We start from the raw sequence: 13795 nt of genomic DNA on the forward strand, positions 1-13795 counted from the left end.
ACCGGTTTAGCAATTTAGCAAAAAATAATAACAACCCTTACCCGGATGATAGACGATGATGAAAAAACTCAGCTATTTGGCGATAACAACAGGGCTTTTCCTCTCTGCTTCCAATGCAGCGGCCTCGGGCAGCGGCAGCATCGAGGCGCGCCTCAACGCGCTGGAACAGCGCCTGGCGCAGGCGGAACGGCGCGCCGCACAGGCTGAAACCCGCGCGACGGCGGCGGAACGCCGGGCGCAACAGCTGGAGCAGCGCACCGCCAACACGGAACGGCAAACCGCGCAGATTGCGCAGCATACCGCCGCGCCGCAAACGCCAATTGCCCCGATCAGCGCACTGAAACTGAATGGATTCAATGATCTGAAACTGTACGGCGACGTGGAGTTCAATCTGGACGGCGCCAGCCGCAGCGGCCAGCTGACGTCGCTGAAAGGCAGCGACCACAAAGACTGGAAGCCTGGCAACAAAGAACGCTGGGATATCAACGGCCGCATTCTGGTCGGGCTGGACGGCTACCGCCGCAATCCGGACGGCAACTTCTCCGGCTTCAGCGTGCAACCGCTGGCAGACATGAGCGGCAAAATGAACCTGGATGACGCCGCCTTCTTCTTCGGCAATGAAAAGAACTGGCAAACCAAAATCGGCCGCTTCGAAGCCTACGACATGTTCCCGCTGAATCAGGACACTTTCATTCAATACTCCGGCAATACCGCCAACGATCTGTACGCCGACGGCTTCGGCTATATCTACATGATGAAAGAAGGCCGCGGCCGCAGCAGCAGCGGCGGCAACCTGATGTTGAGCAAATACGCCGGTGATGTCTATTTCGAGCTGAACACGCTGGTGGAGGACGGCACTTCGCTGTTCCAGGACAGCCGCTATCACGGCAACGCCCTGGACAATAAGAAAAACGTCGCCTATTTGCGCCCGGTGATCGCCTGGAAAAAAGACGCCTTCAGCATCGCGGCGGCAATGGAAAGCAACGTGGTAAATAACGCCTACGGGTATCAGGACAGCCAGGGCCGCTTCGTCGATCAGTCCAAGCGCAACGGTTACGGCATGACGATGAGCTGGAACAACAGCGCCGCCAACCCGGATAACGGCGTGGTGGCCAACCTGAGCACCGCCTATCTGGATGCCTCAGGCGAGCAAGACTTCACCGCCGGCGTGAACGTGCTGTGGCGGCGCTTCGAACTGGGTTATATCTATGCCCATAACAATATCAAAGAGTTCAATACCGCCGGGATCGCCGCCGATATCCACAACCCGCTCAGCGAACCGGGCAACTACGACATCCATACCGTTCACGCGTCGTATCAGATACCTAACATTATGAATATGAAGAATTTCAATCTGTATTTAGGCGCCTATGTGTCGCTGCTGGAAGCCAACGCCGACAACAAGATCGCCAACGGCGACAACGATCAACGTTACGGCATGCGCGCCAGATTCAAGTATTTCTTCTGACATCGATTCACGACGCTGCGTCGCAAACTGCGCGGCGGCATTTTTATTTAGCAAGGGGACAACATGGACATTACCGCAACCGCCAACGCGCTGTTGCCGCTGCTCGGCGGTAAAGAGAACATCGCCAGCGCCGCCCACTGCGCCACGCGCCTGCGTCTGGTGCTGGTGGACGACAGCAAGGTGGACAAAGAGGCCATCGGCAAACTGGACGGCGTCAAAGGCTGCTTCAGCAACGCCGGTCAAATCCAGGTAATCTTCGGCACCGGGCTGGTCAACAAGGTGCATGCGGAATTCATCAAGGCGGCGGGCGTCAGCGAATCCAGCAAGGCCGAAGCCGCCGATATCGCGGCGAAAAAGCTCAACCCGCTGCAGCGCATCGCCCGCCTGCTGTCGAACATCTTCGTGCCAATCATCCCGGCGATCGTCGCTTCCGGCCTGTTGATGGGGTTGCTCGGCATGGTGAAAACCTACGGCTGGGCCGATGCCAACAGCGCGCTGTTCATCATGCTGGATATGTTCAGCTCGGCGGCGTTCATTATCCTGCCGATTCTGATCGGCTTCACCGCCGCACGCGAATTCGGCGGCAATCCCTACCTGGGCGCCACGCTCGGCGGCATTTTGACGCATCCGGCGCTGACCAACGCCTGGGGCGTCGCGGGAGGGTTCCACACTATGAACTTCTTCGGTCTGGACATCGCCATGATCGGCTATCAGGGCACCGTGTTCCCGGTGCTGCTGACGGTGTGGTTCATGAGCCTGTTGGAGAAACGGCTGCGCAAGGTGATCCCCAACGCGCTCGATCTGATCCTGACGCCGTTCCTGACGGTGGTCATCTCAGGCTTTGTCGCCCTGCTGTTTATCGGCCCCGCCGGCCGCGCGCTGGGTGACGGCATCTCCTTCGTGCTCAGCACGCTGATTGCCCATGCGGGGTGGTTCGCCGGGCTGCTGTTCGGCGGCCTCTATTCCGCTATCGTCATCACCGGTATTCACCACAGTTTCCACGCGGTAGAGGCCGGGCTGCTCGGCAACCCCACTATCGGCGTCAACTTCCTGCTGCCGATCTGGTCGATGGCCAACATCGCTCAGGGCGGCGCCTGCCTGGCGGTGTATTTCAAAACCCGCGACGCCAAAATCAAAGCCATCGCGGTGCCTTCCGCCTTTTCTGCCATGCTCGGCATCACCGAGGCGGCGCTGTTTGGTATCAACCTGCGCTTCGTGAAACCCTTCCTGGCAGCGCTGGCGGGCGGCGCGCTCGGCGGCGCCTGGGTGGTGGCCAATCACGTCGGCATGAACGCGGTCGGGCTGACGGCGATCCCTGGCATGGCGATTGTGCAGGCCAGTTCGCTGGTCAGCTATATCATCGGCCTGGCGATCGCGTTTGGCACCGCCTTCATACTCTCCCTCCTGTTGAAATATAAAACGGACGCGCAATGATGGAAGAACTCAGCTTAATCAAACAGGCGATGCAGGCTGTCATGAACGGCCAGCCACGCGCGCTGCGCGATCCGCACCGCCCGGCCTGGCATCTGGCGCCCAGCGTTGGCCTGCTGAACGATCCCAACGGCTTCATCCAGCACAACGGCGTTTATCACCTGTTCTATCAGTGGAATCCGCTGGGCTGCGATCATCGCAACAAGTGCTGGGGACACTGGCAGTCGACCGACTTGCTGCGTTGGGCGCATCAGCCGCTCGCCCTGGCACCAGGTGCCTGTTACGACAGCCACGGCTGTTATTCCGGCTCAGCGGTGGTGGCGGAAGATAAAATCACGCTGATCTACACCGGCAATGTGAAATTCCCCGACGGCTCACGCACTGCCTATCAATGTCTAGCTCAGGAAAGCGATCGGGGCGAATACCGCAAGCTCGGGCCGGTGCTGCCGCTGCCGGACGGCTACAGCGGGCACGTACGCGATCCCAAAGTGTGGCGTCATCAGGATACCTGGTACATGGTGCTCGGCGCGCGTGACTTGCAGGATCGCGGCAAGGTGCTGCTGCTTCGTTCCAGCGATCTGCGCGGCTGGCAACCGCTGGGCGAAATCGCCGGTTCCGGCCTGCACGACCTGGGTGAATTCGGCTACATGTGGGAGTGCCCAGACCTGTTCTCGCTGGAGGACGCCGACGTGTTGATCTGCTGCCCGCAGGGGCTGGCGCCGCAGCCGGAACGCTATCTCAACCGTTATCAGGCCGGCTATCTGCTCGGCAAGCTGGATTACCTGCAGCCGGCCTTCAGCCACGGCCAATTTCGCGAGCTGGACGCCGGCTTCGAGTTCTATGCACCGCAGACGACGCTGGCGGAAGATGGCCGCCGCCTGCTGTTCGCCTGGATGGGCGTGCCCGAGCAAGATGAAGAAGCCCATCCGACGCGCCGTTATGGCTGGATCCACACCATGACCTGCCCACGCGAGCTGTCGCTGCGGCATGGCCGCCTCCACCAGCGCCCGGCGCGCGAGTTGCAACAGCTGCGCGGCGAGCGAGAAGACTGGCGAGGCCGCGCCGATGACGCCCCCGCCTATGCGCTGGGCGCCGCGGAGCTGCAGCTGACGCCGCAGGGCGCGTTCAGCGCCGCGTTTGGCGAGGCAATGACGCTGAACTGGAACGGCGAAAGGCTGCAGCTGACGCGCGCTTCCCTGGCCGACGGCCAGCCGGAGCACCGTTACTGGCGCGGCCCGGTCACGCATCTGCAGTTGCTGTTCGATCGTTCCAGCGTGGAGATCTTCATCAACCGCGGCGAGGCGGTGATGAGCGCGCGCTACTTCCCGGCCAGCGAGCCGCAACTGCGGCTGTCCGGAAGCGCGCCGCTGGCGTTGGAATACTGGCCGCTGACGCCATGCATGCTAGAATGACGCATCCTCCGATGACTTCAGATGGCGTCAGTGAAAAAAAATAAACGCATTACCATCAGTGACATCGCCACGCTGGCCGGGGTGTCGAAATCGACCGCCAGCCTGGTGCTGAACGGCCGCAGCAAGGAATATCGGGTGTCCGACGACACCCGCGACCGCGTTCTGGCGCTGGCGCACGAACACCATTATCAGCCCAGCATCCACGCTCGTTCTTTGCGCTCCAACCGCAGCCACACACTGGGGCTGGTGGTGCCGGAGATGACCAACTACGGCTTTGCGGTGATTTCGCGCGAGCTGGAAACGCTGTGCCGCGAAGCCGGTCTGCAGCTGCTGATCGCCTGCACCGATGAAAACCCGGCGCAGGAGATGATGGCGGTGAACAGTCTGGTACAGCGGCAGGTGGATGGCTTGATCGTCGCCTCCAGCCAGTTGAACGATGCAGAATACCAGAAGATCAACGCCGGGCTACCGGTGGTGCAGATGGACCGCCTGATCGCCGGCTCCGAACTGCCGCTGGTGATCACCGACTCGGTTAATGCGACCGCCGACCTGGTGGAAAAGGTCGCGCGCCAACATCCGGATGAGATCTATTTTCTCGGCGGGCAGCCGCGCATTTCGCCGACCCGCGATCGCCTCGCCGGCTTCCAGCTTGGCCTGGAGCGCGCCGGCATCACGTGCAAACCGGAATGGATCATCAACGGCAACTATCACCCCAGCTCAGGTTACGAGATGTTCGCTCAGCTGTGCGCACAGCTGGGGCGTCCGCCCAAAGCGCTGTTTACCGCCGCCTGCGGCCTGCTGGAGGGCGTATTGCGTTATCTGACGCAGCATCAGTTGATGGAGAGCGACATCCACCTGTGCAGCTTCGACGATCACTACCTGTTCGATTGCATGACGCTGAAGATAGATACGGTCGCGCAAGACTGCCGGGCGCTGGCGCAGCATAGCTTCGACCAGGTGACCGCGCTCATCGACGAGCGGCCGCTGGAACAGCATGCGCTTTATCTGCCGGGCCGTATCCACTGGCGTCATGCCGGTTCCCGGGCGTTGTTGGCCGGGGAGTGATATCTCAGAATCAATAAAAAAGGGCGCCTGAGCGCCCTTTATCGTTGTGCTGCCGCTATTTGGCGGCGCCTTCCATGCCCACCAGCCCCACTTTCAGGTAGCCGGCTTTACGCAGGGTGTCCATCACGCTCATCAGCGTTTCATAGTCCACGCTCTTGTCTGCCTGGAAGAAGATGGTGGTTTCTTTGTTCGCCTGAGTGCGTTGATCCAGCACCGAAGTCAACTGATCGGCATTCACCGGCTGATCGCCGACGTAGAGCTGCTTGTCGGCCTTCACCGACAGGAACACCGGTTTTTCCGGCCGCGGCTGCGGTTTGGCGGAGGAGGCCGGCAGATCGACGCGAATATCTACCGTTGCCAGCGGCGCGGCCACCATAAAGATGATCAACAGCACCAACATGACGTCGATAAACGGCGTCACGTTGATTTCATGCAGTTCGCCGCTGTCGTCCAGATCTTCATTTAAGCGCATCGCCATGACTCACCCCGCCCGCAGTTGGTGTGCGTGCTGTGAGCGCTTGGCTTCCGCCGTTGCGGCCAGATCCAGATCGCGGCCCTGCAGCAGCAAGACCTGCGCCGCCACGTCGCCTACCTGGGCGCGATGGCCGCTGATGACGCGGGCGAAGATGTTGTAGATAACGACCGCAGGGATTGCCGCCACCAGGCCCATCGCGGTCGCCAGCAGCGCCTCTGCGATGCCCGGCGCCACGACCGCCAGGTTGGTAGTCTGCGAATGGGCGATGCCGATGAAGCTGTTCATGATGCCCCAGACGGTGCCGAACAGGCCGACGAACGGCGAGATGGCGCCGATGGTGGCCAGGAAGCCGTTGCCGCGGCCCATGTTGCGGCTGTAGGCCGCCACGCGGCGCTCGAGGCGGAAACCGGTACGTTCTTTGATGCCGTTGTTGTCATTGGATTCCGCAGACAACTCCAGCTCATTTTGCGCATCGTTCAGCAAGACAGCACTGACGCTCTCCGGGGAGAAGTTTTGCGCCAGCTCGGAAGCCTCATCCAGCGAACGCGCTTCGGCCAGCGCCAGCTGCTCGCGGCGCAGACGGCGCTTGGCACGCAGCAGTTCGCTGCCTTTGGCGAACAGAATGGTCCAGGTCACGATAGACGCCAGCACCAGGCCGATCATCACCGCTTTCACCACCGCGTCGGCGTGCTGGTACATGCCCCAAATGGACAGGTCCATGCCGCGGGTTTCCGGTGGCTGGATCGTCGGTGCCGGGTTCACCGGCGTGATGCTCTCCGGCGCGGCGGCTGCAGGTGCCGGCGCGGTGGTCGGCGCAACGCTTTCGGTAACGGCCGGATTGGCCGCCGGCGCTGCCTGCGCGCTGCCGGCCAGCCCCACGACCAGCACCATAGAAGCCATCAGGCTGCGGCCAAAGGCCTTGCCCCACTGCGCCCGGCCCTGGCCGAACGATCCTTGATTTAAATTCTTGCCAGCCGTTTTCACGCTGTGCCTCCACCCATTACCGATCAAAATTAAGGAATAATTCAGCGTGCGATCATATCAAACCAACCGGGGATTGATAGTAGTTCTCATTATTATTTACCAAATAAACGCGAAAATTTTAGCCAGCCCCGCGGCAAAGCGCCAATCCGCGCCCGTTCACCGCCAAACGCTCCTTTTATGGGGTTATTTCGTTACTTTTCTCCCACAACGGTGCAACAAGACCACCCTGCCGAACGACGTCTCGACCGATGAATGGGCTTCTCTCTCGCCGCTCGGCAGAAGGATGAGGCGAGAAATGCGCCGCTGACAGCCAATTATAGCCGTTTCTATATCCAGAAGTTAAAACGTCTGGATGGCTATATCAACTCATGCTAACGTAAGGGCTATCGTAAACGGGCACGTGCAGAGCAACCAGAGGTGAGCCAGGTACCATGACGTCAAAACACATCGAAACCACGCTGATCGGCGCCGGCCGCGGCAAACGCTACACCCAGGGCTCCGTCAATCCCGTCACGCAACGCGCCTCTTCTTTGGTCTTCGACTCAGTCGCCGCCAAAAAGCACGCCACCGCGCAACGCGCCCACGGCGAGCTGTTTTACGGCCGACGCGGCACGCTGACCCACTTCGCCCTGCAAGATGCGATGGTCGAGCTGGAGGGCGGCGCCGGCTGCGTGCTGTACCCCTGCGGCGCGGCGGCGGTGGCCAATGCGATCCTGTCGTTCGTCGGCGCCGGCGATCACCTGCTGGTCACCGGTTCGGCGTACGAACCGACCCAGGATTTCTGCACCCACATCCTCGGTCGCATGAACGTCAGCACCACCTATTTCGATCCGCTGATCGGCGCCGATATCGCCACGTTGATCCAACCCAATACCCGCGTGGTGTTCCTGGAATCCCCCGGCTCCATCACTCTGGAAGTGCAGGATATCCCGGCCATGGTGCAGGCCATTCGTGCCGTGGCGCCGGAGGTGGTGATCATGATCGACAACACCTGGGCGGCGGGCGTGCTGTTCAAGGCGCTGGATTTCGACATCGATATCTCCATTCAGGCCGGCACCAAATACCTGATCGGCCATTCCGATTACATGCTCGGCACCGCCGTCGCCAACGCGCGCTGTTGGGATCGGCTGCGCGAGTACTCCTATCTGATGGGGCAGATGGTGGATGCCGACACCGCCTACATGGCGAGCCGCGGCCTGCGTACCCTGAGCGTGCGCCTGAAACAGCACGAGCGCAGCAGCATTGAGGTCGCCAACTGGCTGGCCGAACGGCCGGAGGTGGCGACGGTCAATCACCCAGCCCTGCCCAGCTGCAAGGGCCACGAGTTCTATCGCCGCGACTTCAGCGGCTGCAACGGGCTGTTCTCTTTCGTGCTGAAAGAGCGGCTGGATGATGCCCAGCTGGCCGCTTACCTGGACAACTTCAGCCACTTCAGCATGGCCTACTCCTGGGGCGGCTTCGAGTCGCTGATCCTGGCCAACCAGCCGGAAGAGCTGGAAGCCATCCGGCCGGCGGGCGGCGTCGATTTCTCCGGCACGCTGGTGCGCATACACATCGGCCTGGAGAACGTCGAAGACCTGATCGCCGATCTGGCGGCCGGTTTCGATCGCCTCAACGGCGTGCGCTAAGGCGGATTCCGGTAATTTTCTTCGTCTCGTTTAATGTCGGCTTAAGCTATTAGCGGTACACTAACCGGATAACTGTCAGATACGGTAACCGCCGCATCCTGGAGAACGTGACCCCGGGCGCAACCGGCATGCAACAGGACATAAAATGGATGTATTACGAGAGATTATTCATGCGCTTTGGCAGCAGGACTTTATCGCCCTCGCCGATCCTAGCGTGATTTGGGTGGTTTATGCCGTGCTTTTCACCACCCTGTTTTTGGAAAACGGACTGCTGCCCGCCTCCTTCCTCCCCGGCGACAGCCTGCTGCTGCTGTCGGGTGCGCTGATCGCCAAAGGCGTGATGGGCTTTGCCCCCACCCTGTTGATTCTGACCGCCGCCGCCGGCCTCGGCTGTTGGCTGAGCTATATCCAGGGCCGCTGGCTGGGCCACACCGGCCTGGTGAAAGGCTGGCTGCTGCAATTGCCGGCGCAATATCACCAGCGCGCTCATAACCTGTTCAATCGCCACGGGCTGACGGCGCTGCTGATCGGCCGTTTCCTCGGCTTCGTGCGCACGCTGCTGCCGACCATGGCCGGCATTTCCGGGCTCAACAGTTCGCGCTTCCAGGTGTTCAACTGGCTGAGTGCGGCGATCTGGGTCTGCGCGCTGGTCGGCCTCGGCTACGCGTTCAGCCAAATCCCTCTGGTGAAACGCTACGAAAGCCAGGTGATGACCGGCCTGATGCTGCTGCCGCTGTTGCTGCTGTTCGTCGGCCTGCTGGGCGCCATGCTGGTGATCTGGCGTAAAAAGCGCGCCTCCTCCTCCTGATCCAGGCGCACTACAGCGCCTTCTCAACCAACGCCAGACTGGCGGGCAACTTGCTCACCAGCGTATCCACCGCCAGCCGCACCTTCAGCGGCAGGTGGGGCGTGTGTGGCCATACCGCATGCGCATCAAAGGCGGCGCCGGGCCGATCGCGCAGTAAGCGCACCAGCGCCCCGCTCAACAGCTGCTCACGCACCAGCCAGCACGGCAGCCAGGCGATGCCGAAACCCGCCGTCGCTGCATCCGCAATCGCCTGCAAATCGTCCATCTGCAACCGGTTATTCGGCATCACGTCCTGCGGTTTGCCGTTCTCGTCCAGCACCCGCCAGCTGCGCCGCGCGCCGGCGCGTATATAGGTCACCGCCTCGTGCTGAGCCAGTTGCTCAATGCTGTGCGGTTCGCCGCACCGCTGCAGATAGGCCGGCGAGGCGCACAGCGTCATGCGGTGATCGCCGATACGACGCGCCACCAGCCCGCTGCTGTTGGCCAGCGTGCCGTTACGGATCGCCATATCGAAACCGTCCTCAATCAGATCCACCACCCGATCGCTGAATGACAGCTCCAGCTCCAGGCCAGGGTGCTCACGCGTCAGATCGGTCAGCAACGGCGCAATACACATGCGGCCAAACAGCACCGGCATCGACACCCGCAGCCGGCCGCTGACCTGCCGCTTGCCCGACTCCAGCAACGTTTCCGCGCTGCGGATCTCCTCCAGCGCCCGCAGGCAGCGCTCATAGAACAACGCACCGTCGTCGGTCAGGCTCTGGCTGCGGGTGGTGCGATGAAACAGCCGCACGCCCAGCCGTTGTTCCAGCCGGGCGATGGTTTTCCCTACCGCCGAACGCGACAGGTGCAACCGACTGGCCGCCAACGCAAAACTGCCCGCCTCCACGGCGGTGACGAATACCGAAATGCCGCTCAATCGATCGCTCATGATTTGTCGCTCTGAAAGAAACAATCTGCGGAAATCTTATCGCCACTGGCGAACCTCTATCAACGATATTATCGACAGGTCGTTAATCGCTGACTTTGGAGAACATCATGACCGACACGATGCAACGCTGGACGATGGACGCCCTGGGGCGTGAACACCTGCAGCTGACCACCGACGCGATCCCGCAGCCGGGGCCACACGAAATCAGAGTGAAAGTGAAGGCGGTAGCGCTCAACTACCGCGACAAAATGATGATTGAAAGCGGCATGGGGCTGACGCTGCCGCAGTCGTTCACCCCCGCCTCTGACATGGCCGGCGAGGTCGACGCTATCGGCCCCGGCGTCAGCCGGTTCCAACCCGGCGCCCGGGTCATCTCCACCTTCAGCCCCGGCTGGCTCGACGGCCGGCAAAAACCGTACGGCGATGCGCGCCAGGTGCCTTACCACACCCTTGGCGGCTTCTATCAGGGCGTACTGGCGGAATACGTGATTTTGCATGAAGACTGGCTGGTGGCGGCGCCGACGTCGCTGGACGACGCGCAGGCCAGCTCCCTGCCGTGCGCCGGGCTGACCGCCTGGTTCGCGCTGGTAGAGCAAGGCAAACTGCATGCCGGCGAGACGGTGCTGGTGCAAGGCACCGGTGGCGTGGCGCTGTTCGCGCTGCAGATCGCCAAAGCGCACGGCGCCGAGGTGTACGTGACCTCCGGCAGCGATGAAAAGCTGGCGCGCGCCCGGGCACTGGGCGCCAGTCACGGCATCAACCGGCTGAACGGCGATTGGGTGGAGGCGGTTTATGCGCTGACGCAGGATCGCGGCATCGACCATGTGATCGACACCGTCGGCGGCCCGAATCTCGGCAACTCAGTACGCGCCGTGGCGGTGGGCGGCCGCATCTCGGTGATCGGCGTGCTGGCGGGCGCCGAGATTTCCGCGCCCGCCGGCCTGCTGCTGCTGAAATCGGCGCAGATCCAGGGCATCGGCGTCGGCCATCGCCGCGCGCTGGAAGATCTGGTGCGCGCCGTGGACGCCGTCAACCTGCAGCCGGTGATCGATCAGGTATACCGCTTAGACCAGCTGCCGCAGGCGTTGGATCATCTCGATCGCGGGCCGTTCGGCAAGATCGTTCTGACCCCGTAAACGCGGCTCAGCCCTCCAGCAGCAGCGGATTGGCATCGCGCAGCCGGGCGACTTCATCGCTCGGCGTCATGCCGAACAGCCGTTTGAATTCACGACTGAACTGCGACGCGCTCTCGTAACCGACGCGGATCGCCGCCGTGCTGGCCTTCAGACCGTCATGCACCATCAACAGGCGCGCCTTATGCAGCCGGTACGATTTCACGTACTGCAGCGGAGAGGTGTTGGTCACCGCCTTGAAGTTATGGTGAAATGCCGACACGCTCATGTTGACCTCGCTGGCCAACTGCTCGACGTTGAGATTGTCGGCATACTGATTTTCTATGCGCCGCAGCGCCTTGGCGATCTGGCTGAAGTGGGTATGCCGATTAACCAGCTCCTGCAGCGACGCACCGCAGGTGCCGCGCAGCACATAGTAGAGGATCTCGCGCACGATCTGCGGCCCCAGCACCCGGGCGTCGAGCGGCTTGGCCATCACGTCCAGCAGGCGTTCAGTGGCACACAGCAGCGCTTCCGTCAGCTCGGCCAGATTTACCCCGTTGCTCTCCGCCCGCGGCTGCATCAGGTAGTCGTCGTCGCCGATGTCGATCAGCAAATCCTGCAGCATTTGGGTATCGATATTGACCGCCAACCCCACCAGCGGCAACTCCGGGCTGGCGAAGGTTTCGCACTCGAACGGCAGCGGCACCGTCATCAGCAGGTAGTTGCGCGGATCGTATTGGAACACCTTGTTGCCGCAATAGCCGACCTTGTGCCCCTGAAAGATGATGACGATCCCCGGTTCGTACATCACCGGTTGGCGCGGGCAGTGGCGATCGACATACAGGATCTTCACCCGCGGCACCGGTGAGGACGTGTAGCCATTGCCGGTGGCGATAGCCATCGCCTGGCGCGCCATGCGGCTGCGCAGCGCATCGATTTCAGTCACGGAAACACCCTCTTACAGTCAGAACGATTCGGCATAAATCATAATTTAAAGCTCTCCATTTCTACAGGCAGTTGTAGAAATAGGCAAGAACCAAACAGGAATGTGCATTGTGCGTTGCCGCCAGGTTCCTGACAATACGGGCCAGACACCTTTGCGCCGCGTTGGCGCCCGCCTGACAGAAAGAGAGAAATCAACCATGCAAAACTTCATTCTGCATACCCCAACCAAAATCCTGTTCGGCAAGGACCAAATTGCCGACGTGGCCGGCCAGATCCCAGCGGACGCACGCATCCTGATCACCTACGGTGGCGGCAGCGTGAAGAAAAACGGCGTGCTGGATCAGGTGTACAGTGCGCTGGCCGGCCGTGACGTGCGTGAGTTCTCCGGCATCGAGCCGAACCCGACCTACGAAACCCTGATGAAAGCGGTCGAGGTGGTGAAAGCGGAAAACATCGATTTCCTGCTGGCGGTCGGCGGCGGTTCGGTGGTTGACGGCACCAAGTTCATCGCCGCCGCGGCCCGTTATACGGCCGACAGCGATGCCTGGCATATTCTGCAGACCGTCGGCAGCCACATCACTGACGCGGTGCCGATGGGCTGCGTGCTGACGCTGCCGGCCACCGGTTCCGAGTCCAACAGCGGCGCGGTGATCACCCGGAAGAGCAGCGGCGACAAACAGCACTTCTTCTCGCCGCTGGTGCAGCCGCGCTTTGCCGTGCTGGATCCGGTCGTGACCTACTCGCTGCCGCCGCGCCAGGTAGCCAACGGCGTGGTCGACGCCTTCGTACACACCCTGGAGCAGTATCTGACCTACCCGGTCGACGCCAAGGTGCAGGATCGCTTCGCCGAAGGCCTGCTGCTGACCCTGCTGGAAGACGGCCCGCGCGCGCTGGCCGAGCCGGAAAACTATGCGGTGCGCGCCAACGTGATGTGGAGCGCTACCATGGCGCTGAACGGCCTGATCGGCGCCGGGGTGCCGCAGGACTGGGCGACCCACATGCTGGGCCATGAACTGACCGCCATGCACGATCTCGACCACGCACAAACGCTGGCCATCGTGCTGCCGGCGCTGCTGCACGAGAAGAAAGCGCAGAAGCGCGAAAAACTGCTGCAGTACGCTGACCGCATCTGGGGCCTGCGCGAAGGCAGCGAAGACAGCCGCATCGACGGCGCCATCGCCGCCACCCGCGCCTTCTTCGAACAGATGGGCGTACCGACCCGCATGGCGGATTATCAGCTCGACGGCAGCAGCATTCCGGCGCTGCTCGACAAGCTGCATCAGCACGGCATGACCGCCCTGGGCGAGCATCAAGACATCACCCTGGACGTCAGCCGCCGCATTTATGAAGCGGCGCGTTAATCGCAAAACGGCGATTTTTTGCTAGGCTTTAGTCTCCGTCAGCCATTTTTCGCCGCATCCGGCGCCCGGCCGATCGCCGGGCGTCGTCGGGCGCCTCAGCGCGCCGCCGATCGTTTCGCACCCCTCGTCTTACCGCTCATTCGCAGGGAGAGCGGGGAGAGAATCGCCCTCC

General features: G+C 61.9%; 12 protein-coding genes. 8 read left to right on the forward strand and 4 right to left on the reverse strand.

The genetic code is table 11. The annotated features are described in order from the left end of the window. The first annotated feature begins 58 nt into the window (after positions 1-58). The 4 genes from ACJ8J5_RS13965 (at position 59) to ACJ8J5_RS13980 (ending at position 5376) form a co-directional block, all read left to right on the forward strand. The gene (locus ACJ8J5_RS13965) at positions 59-1468 is read left to right on the forward strand and encodes a carbohydrate porin (RefSeq protein WP_025304278.1); all 1410 of its coding nucleotides are present in this window, start codon (positions 59-61) and stop codon (positions 1466-1468) included. Between the two features lie 63 nt (positions 1469-1531). Continuing rightward, on the forward strand, positions 1532-2902 hold the full coding sequence (locus ACJ8J5_RS13970; protein WP_043142125.1) for a sucrose-specific PTS transporter subunit IIBC: 1371 nt from the start codon (positions 1532-1534) through the stop codon (positions 2900-2902). Next, the gene (locus ACJ8J5_RS13975; RefSeq protein WP_414104558.1) at positions 2902-4311 is read left to right on the forward strand and encodes a glycoside hydrolase family 32 protein; all 1410 of its coding nucleotides are present in this window, start codon (positions 2902-2904) and stop codon (positions 4309-4311) included. Before ACJ8J5_RS13970 ends, ACJ8J5_RS13975 begins: the two co-directional genes overlap by 1 nt. A 21-nt stretch (positions 4312-4332) precedes the next feature. Then, positions 4333-5376, forward strand: coding sequence for a substrate-binding domain-containing protein (locus ACJ8J5_RS13980; protein WP_060434570.1), 1044 nt, complete (start codon positions 4333-4335; stop codon positions 5374-5376). Positions 5377-5431: 55 nt separating this feature from the next. On the opposite strand, the gene exbD is transcribed toward ACJ8J5_RS13980, so the two are convergent. Together exbD and exbB are read right to left on the reverse strand one after the other, a co-directional pair. Then, a complete protein-coding gene (gene exbD / locus ACJ8J5_RS13985; RefSeq protein WP_004937307.1) occupies positions 5432-5854 on the reverse strand; it encodes a TonB system transport protein ExbD in 423 nt (140 codons plus the stop codon). 3 nt (positions 5855-5857) lie between these two features. Then, positions 5858-6835 carry a tol-pal system-associated acyl-CoA thioesterase gene (gene exbB / locus ACJ8J5_RS13990; protein ID WP_072269874.1) on the reverse strand — a complete coding sequence of 326 codons (978 nt, stop codon included), beginning with the start codon at positions 6833-6835 and terminating at the stop codon, positions 5858-5860. 431 nt (positions 6836-7266) lie between these two features. On the opposite strand from exbB, the gene metC reads away from it, so the two are divergent. Next, positions 7267-8463, forward strand: coding sequence for a cystathionine beta-lyase (gene metC, locus ACJ8J5_RS13995; RefSeq protein WP_025304284.1), 1197 nt, complete (start codon positions 7267-7269; stop codon positions 8461-8463). A gap of 145 nt (positions 8464-8608) precedes the next feature. Continuing rightward, positions 8609-9271 carry a DedA family protein gene (locus ACJ8J5_RS14000; RefSeq protein ID WP_025304285.1) on the forward strand — a complete coding sequence of 221 codons (663 nt, stop codon included), beginning with the start codon at positions 8609-8611 and terminating at the stop codon, positions 9269-9271. Positions 9272-9281: 10 nt separating this feature from the next. Here ACJ8J5_RS14000 and ACJ8J5_RS14005 read toward each other — a convergent pair whose 3' ends face one another. Next, positions 9282-10202 carry a LysR family transcriptional regulator gene (locus ACJ8J5_RS14005; protein WP_049208379.1) on the reverse strand — a complete coding sequence of 307 codons (921 nt, stop codon included), beginning with the start codon at positions 10200-10202 and terminating at the stop codon, positions 9282-9284. A gap of 107 nt (positions 10203-10309) precedes the next feature. Between ACJ8J5_RS14005 and ACJ8J5_RS14010 the strand changes: the two genes are divergently transcribed. Beyond that, entirely contained in the window at positions 10310-11338 is a 1029-nt protein-coding gene (locus ACJ8J5_RS14010) for a zinc-dependent alcohol dehydrogenase family protein (protein WP_414104535.1), read from the forward strand. 7 nt (positions 11339-11345) lie between these two features. On the opposite strand, the gene ACJ8J5_RS14015 is transcribed toward ACJ8J5_RS14010, so the two are convergent. Next, complete coding sequence (locus tag ACJ8J5_RS14015) at positions 11346-12233, reverse strand: AraC family transcriptional regulator (RefSeq protein WP_212637121.1); 888 nt, start codon at positions 12231-12233, stop codon at positions 11346-11348. 226 nt (positions 12234-12459) lie between these two features. On the opposite strand from ACJ8J5_RS14015, the gene yqhD reads away from it, so the two are divergent. Continuing rightward, positions 12460-13623 (forward strand): alcohol dehydrogenase, encoded by a 1164-nt coding sequence (gene yqhD, locus ACJ8J5_RS14020; protein WP_060434573.1) that lies wholly within the window; start codon positions 12460-12462, stop codon positions 13621-13623. Positions 13624-13795 lie beyond the last annotated feature (172 nt).

This window comes from Serratia sp. CY43202, assembly GCF_052168755.1.
Lineage (GTDB): Bacteria > Pseudomonadota > Gammaproteobacteria > Enterobacterales > Enterobacteriaceae > Serratia > Serratia bockelmannii.

What these genes read in the sequence shown, in the direction of transcription:
- ACJ8J5_RS13965 (WP_025304278.1), top strand. Translation starts at nt 59, where the DNA reads ATGAAAAAACTCAGCTATTTGGCGATAACAACAGGGCTTTTCCTCTCT.
- ACJ8J5_RS13970 (WP_043142125.1), top strand. Translation starts at nt 1,532, where the DNA reads ATGGACATTACCGCAACCGCCAACGCGCTGTTGCCGCTGCTCGGCGGT.
- ACJ8J5_RS13975 (WP_414104558.1), top strand. Translation starts at nt 2,902, where the DNA reads ATGGAAGAACTCAGCTTAATCAAACAGGCGATGCAGGCTGTCATGAAC.
- ACJ8J5_RS13980 (WP_060434570.1), top strand. Translation starts at nt 4,333, where the DNA reads ATGGCGTCAGTGAAAAAAAATAAACGCATTACCATCAGTGACATCGCC.
- exbD (WP_004937307.1), bottom strand. Translation starts at nt 5,854, where the DNA reads ATGGCGATGCGCTTAAATGAAGATCTGGACGACAGCGGCGAACTGCAT.
- metC (WP_025304284.1), top strand. Translation starts at nt 7,267, where the DNA reads ATGACGTCAAAACACATCGAAACCACGCTGATCGGCGCCGGCCGCGGC.
- ACJ8J5_RS14000 (WP_025304285.1), top strand. Translation starts at nt 8,609, where the DNA reads ATGGATGTATTACGAGAGATTATTCATGCGCTTTGGCAGCAGGACTTT.
- ACJ8J5_RS14005 (WP_049208379.1), bottom strand. Translation starts at nt 10,202, where the DNA reads ATGAGCGATCGATTGAGCGGCATTTCGGTATTCGTCACCGCCGTGGAG.
- ACJ8J5_RS14010 (WP_414104535.1), top strand. Translation starts at nt 10,310, where the DNA reads ATGACCGACACGATGCAACGCTGGACGATGGACGCCCTGGGGCGTGAA.
- ACJ8J5_RS14015 (WP_212637121.1), bottom strand. Translation starts at nt 12,233, where the DNA reads ATGGCGCGCCAGGCGATGGCTATCGCCACCGGCAATGGCTACACGTCC.
- yqhD (WP_060434573.1), top strand. Translation starts at nt 12,460, where the DNA reads ATGCAAAACTTCATTCTGCATACCCCAACCAAAATCCTGTTCGGCAAG.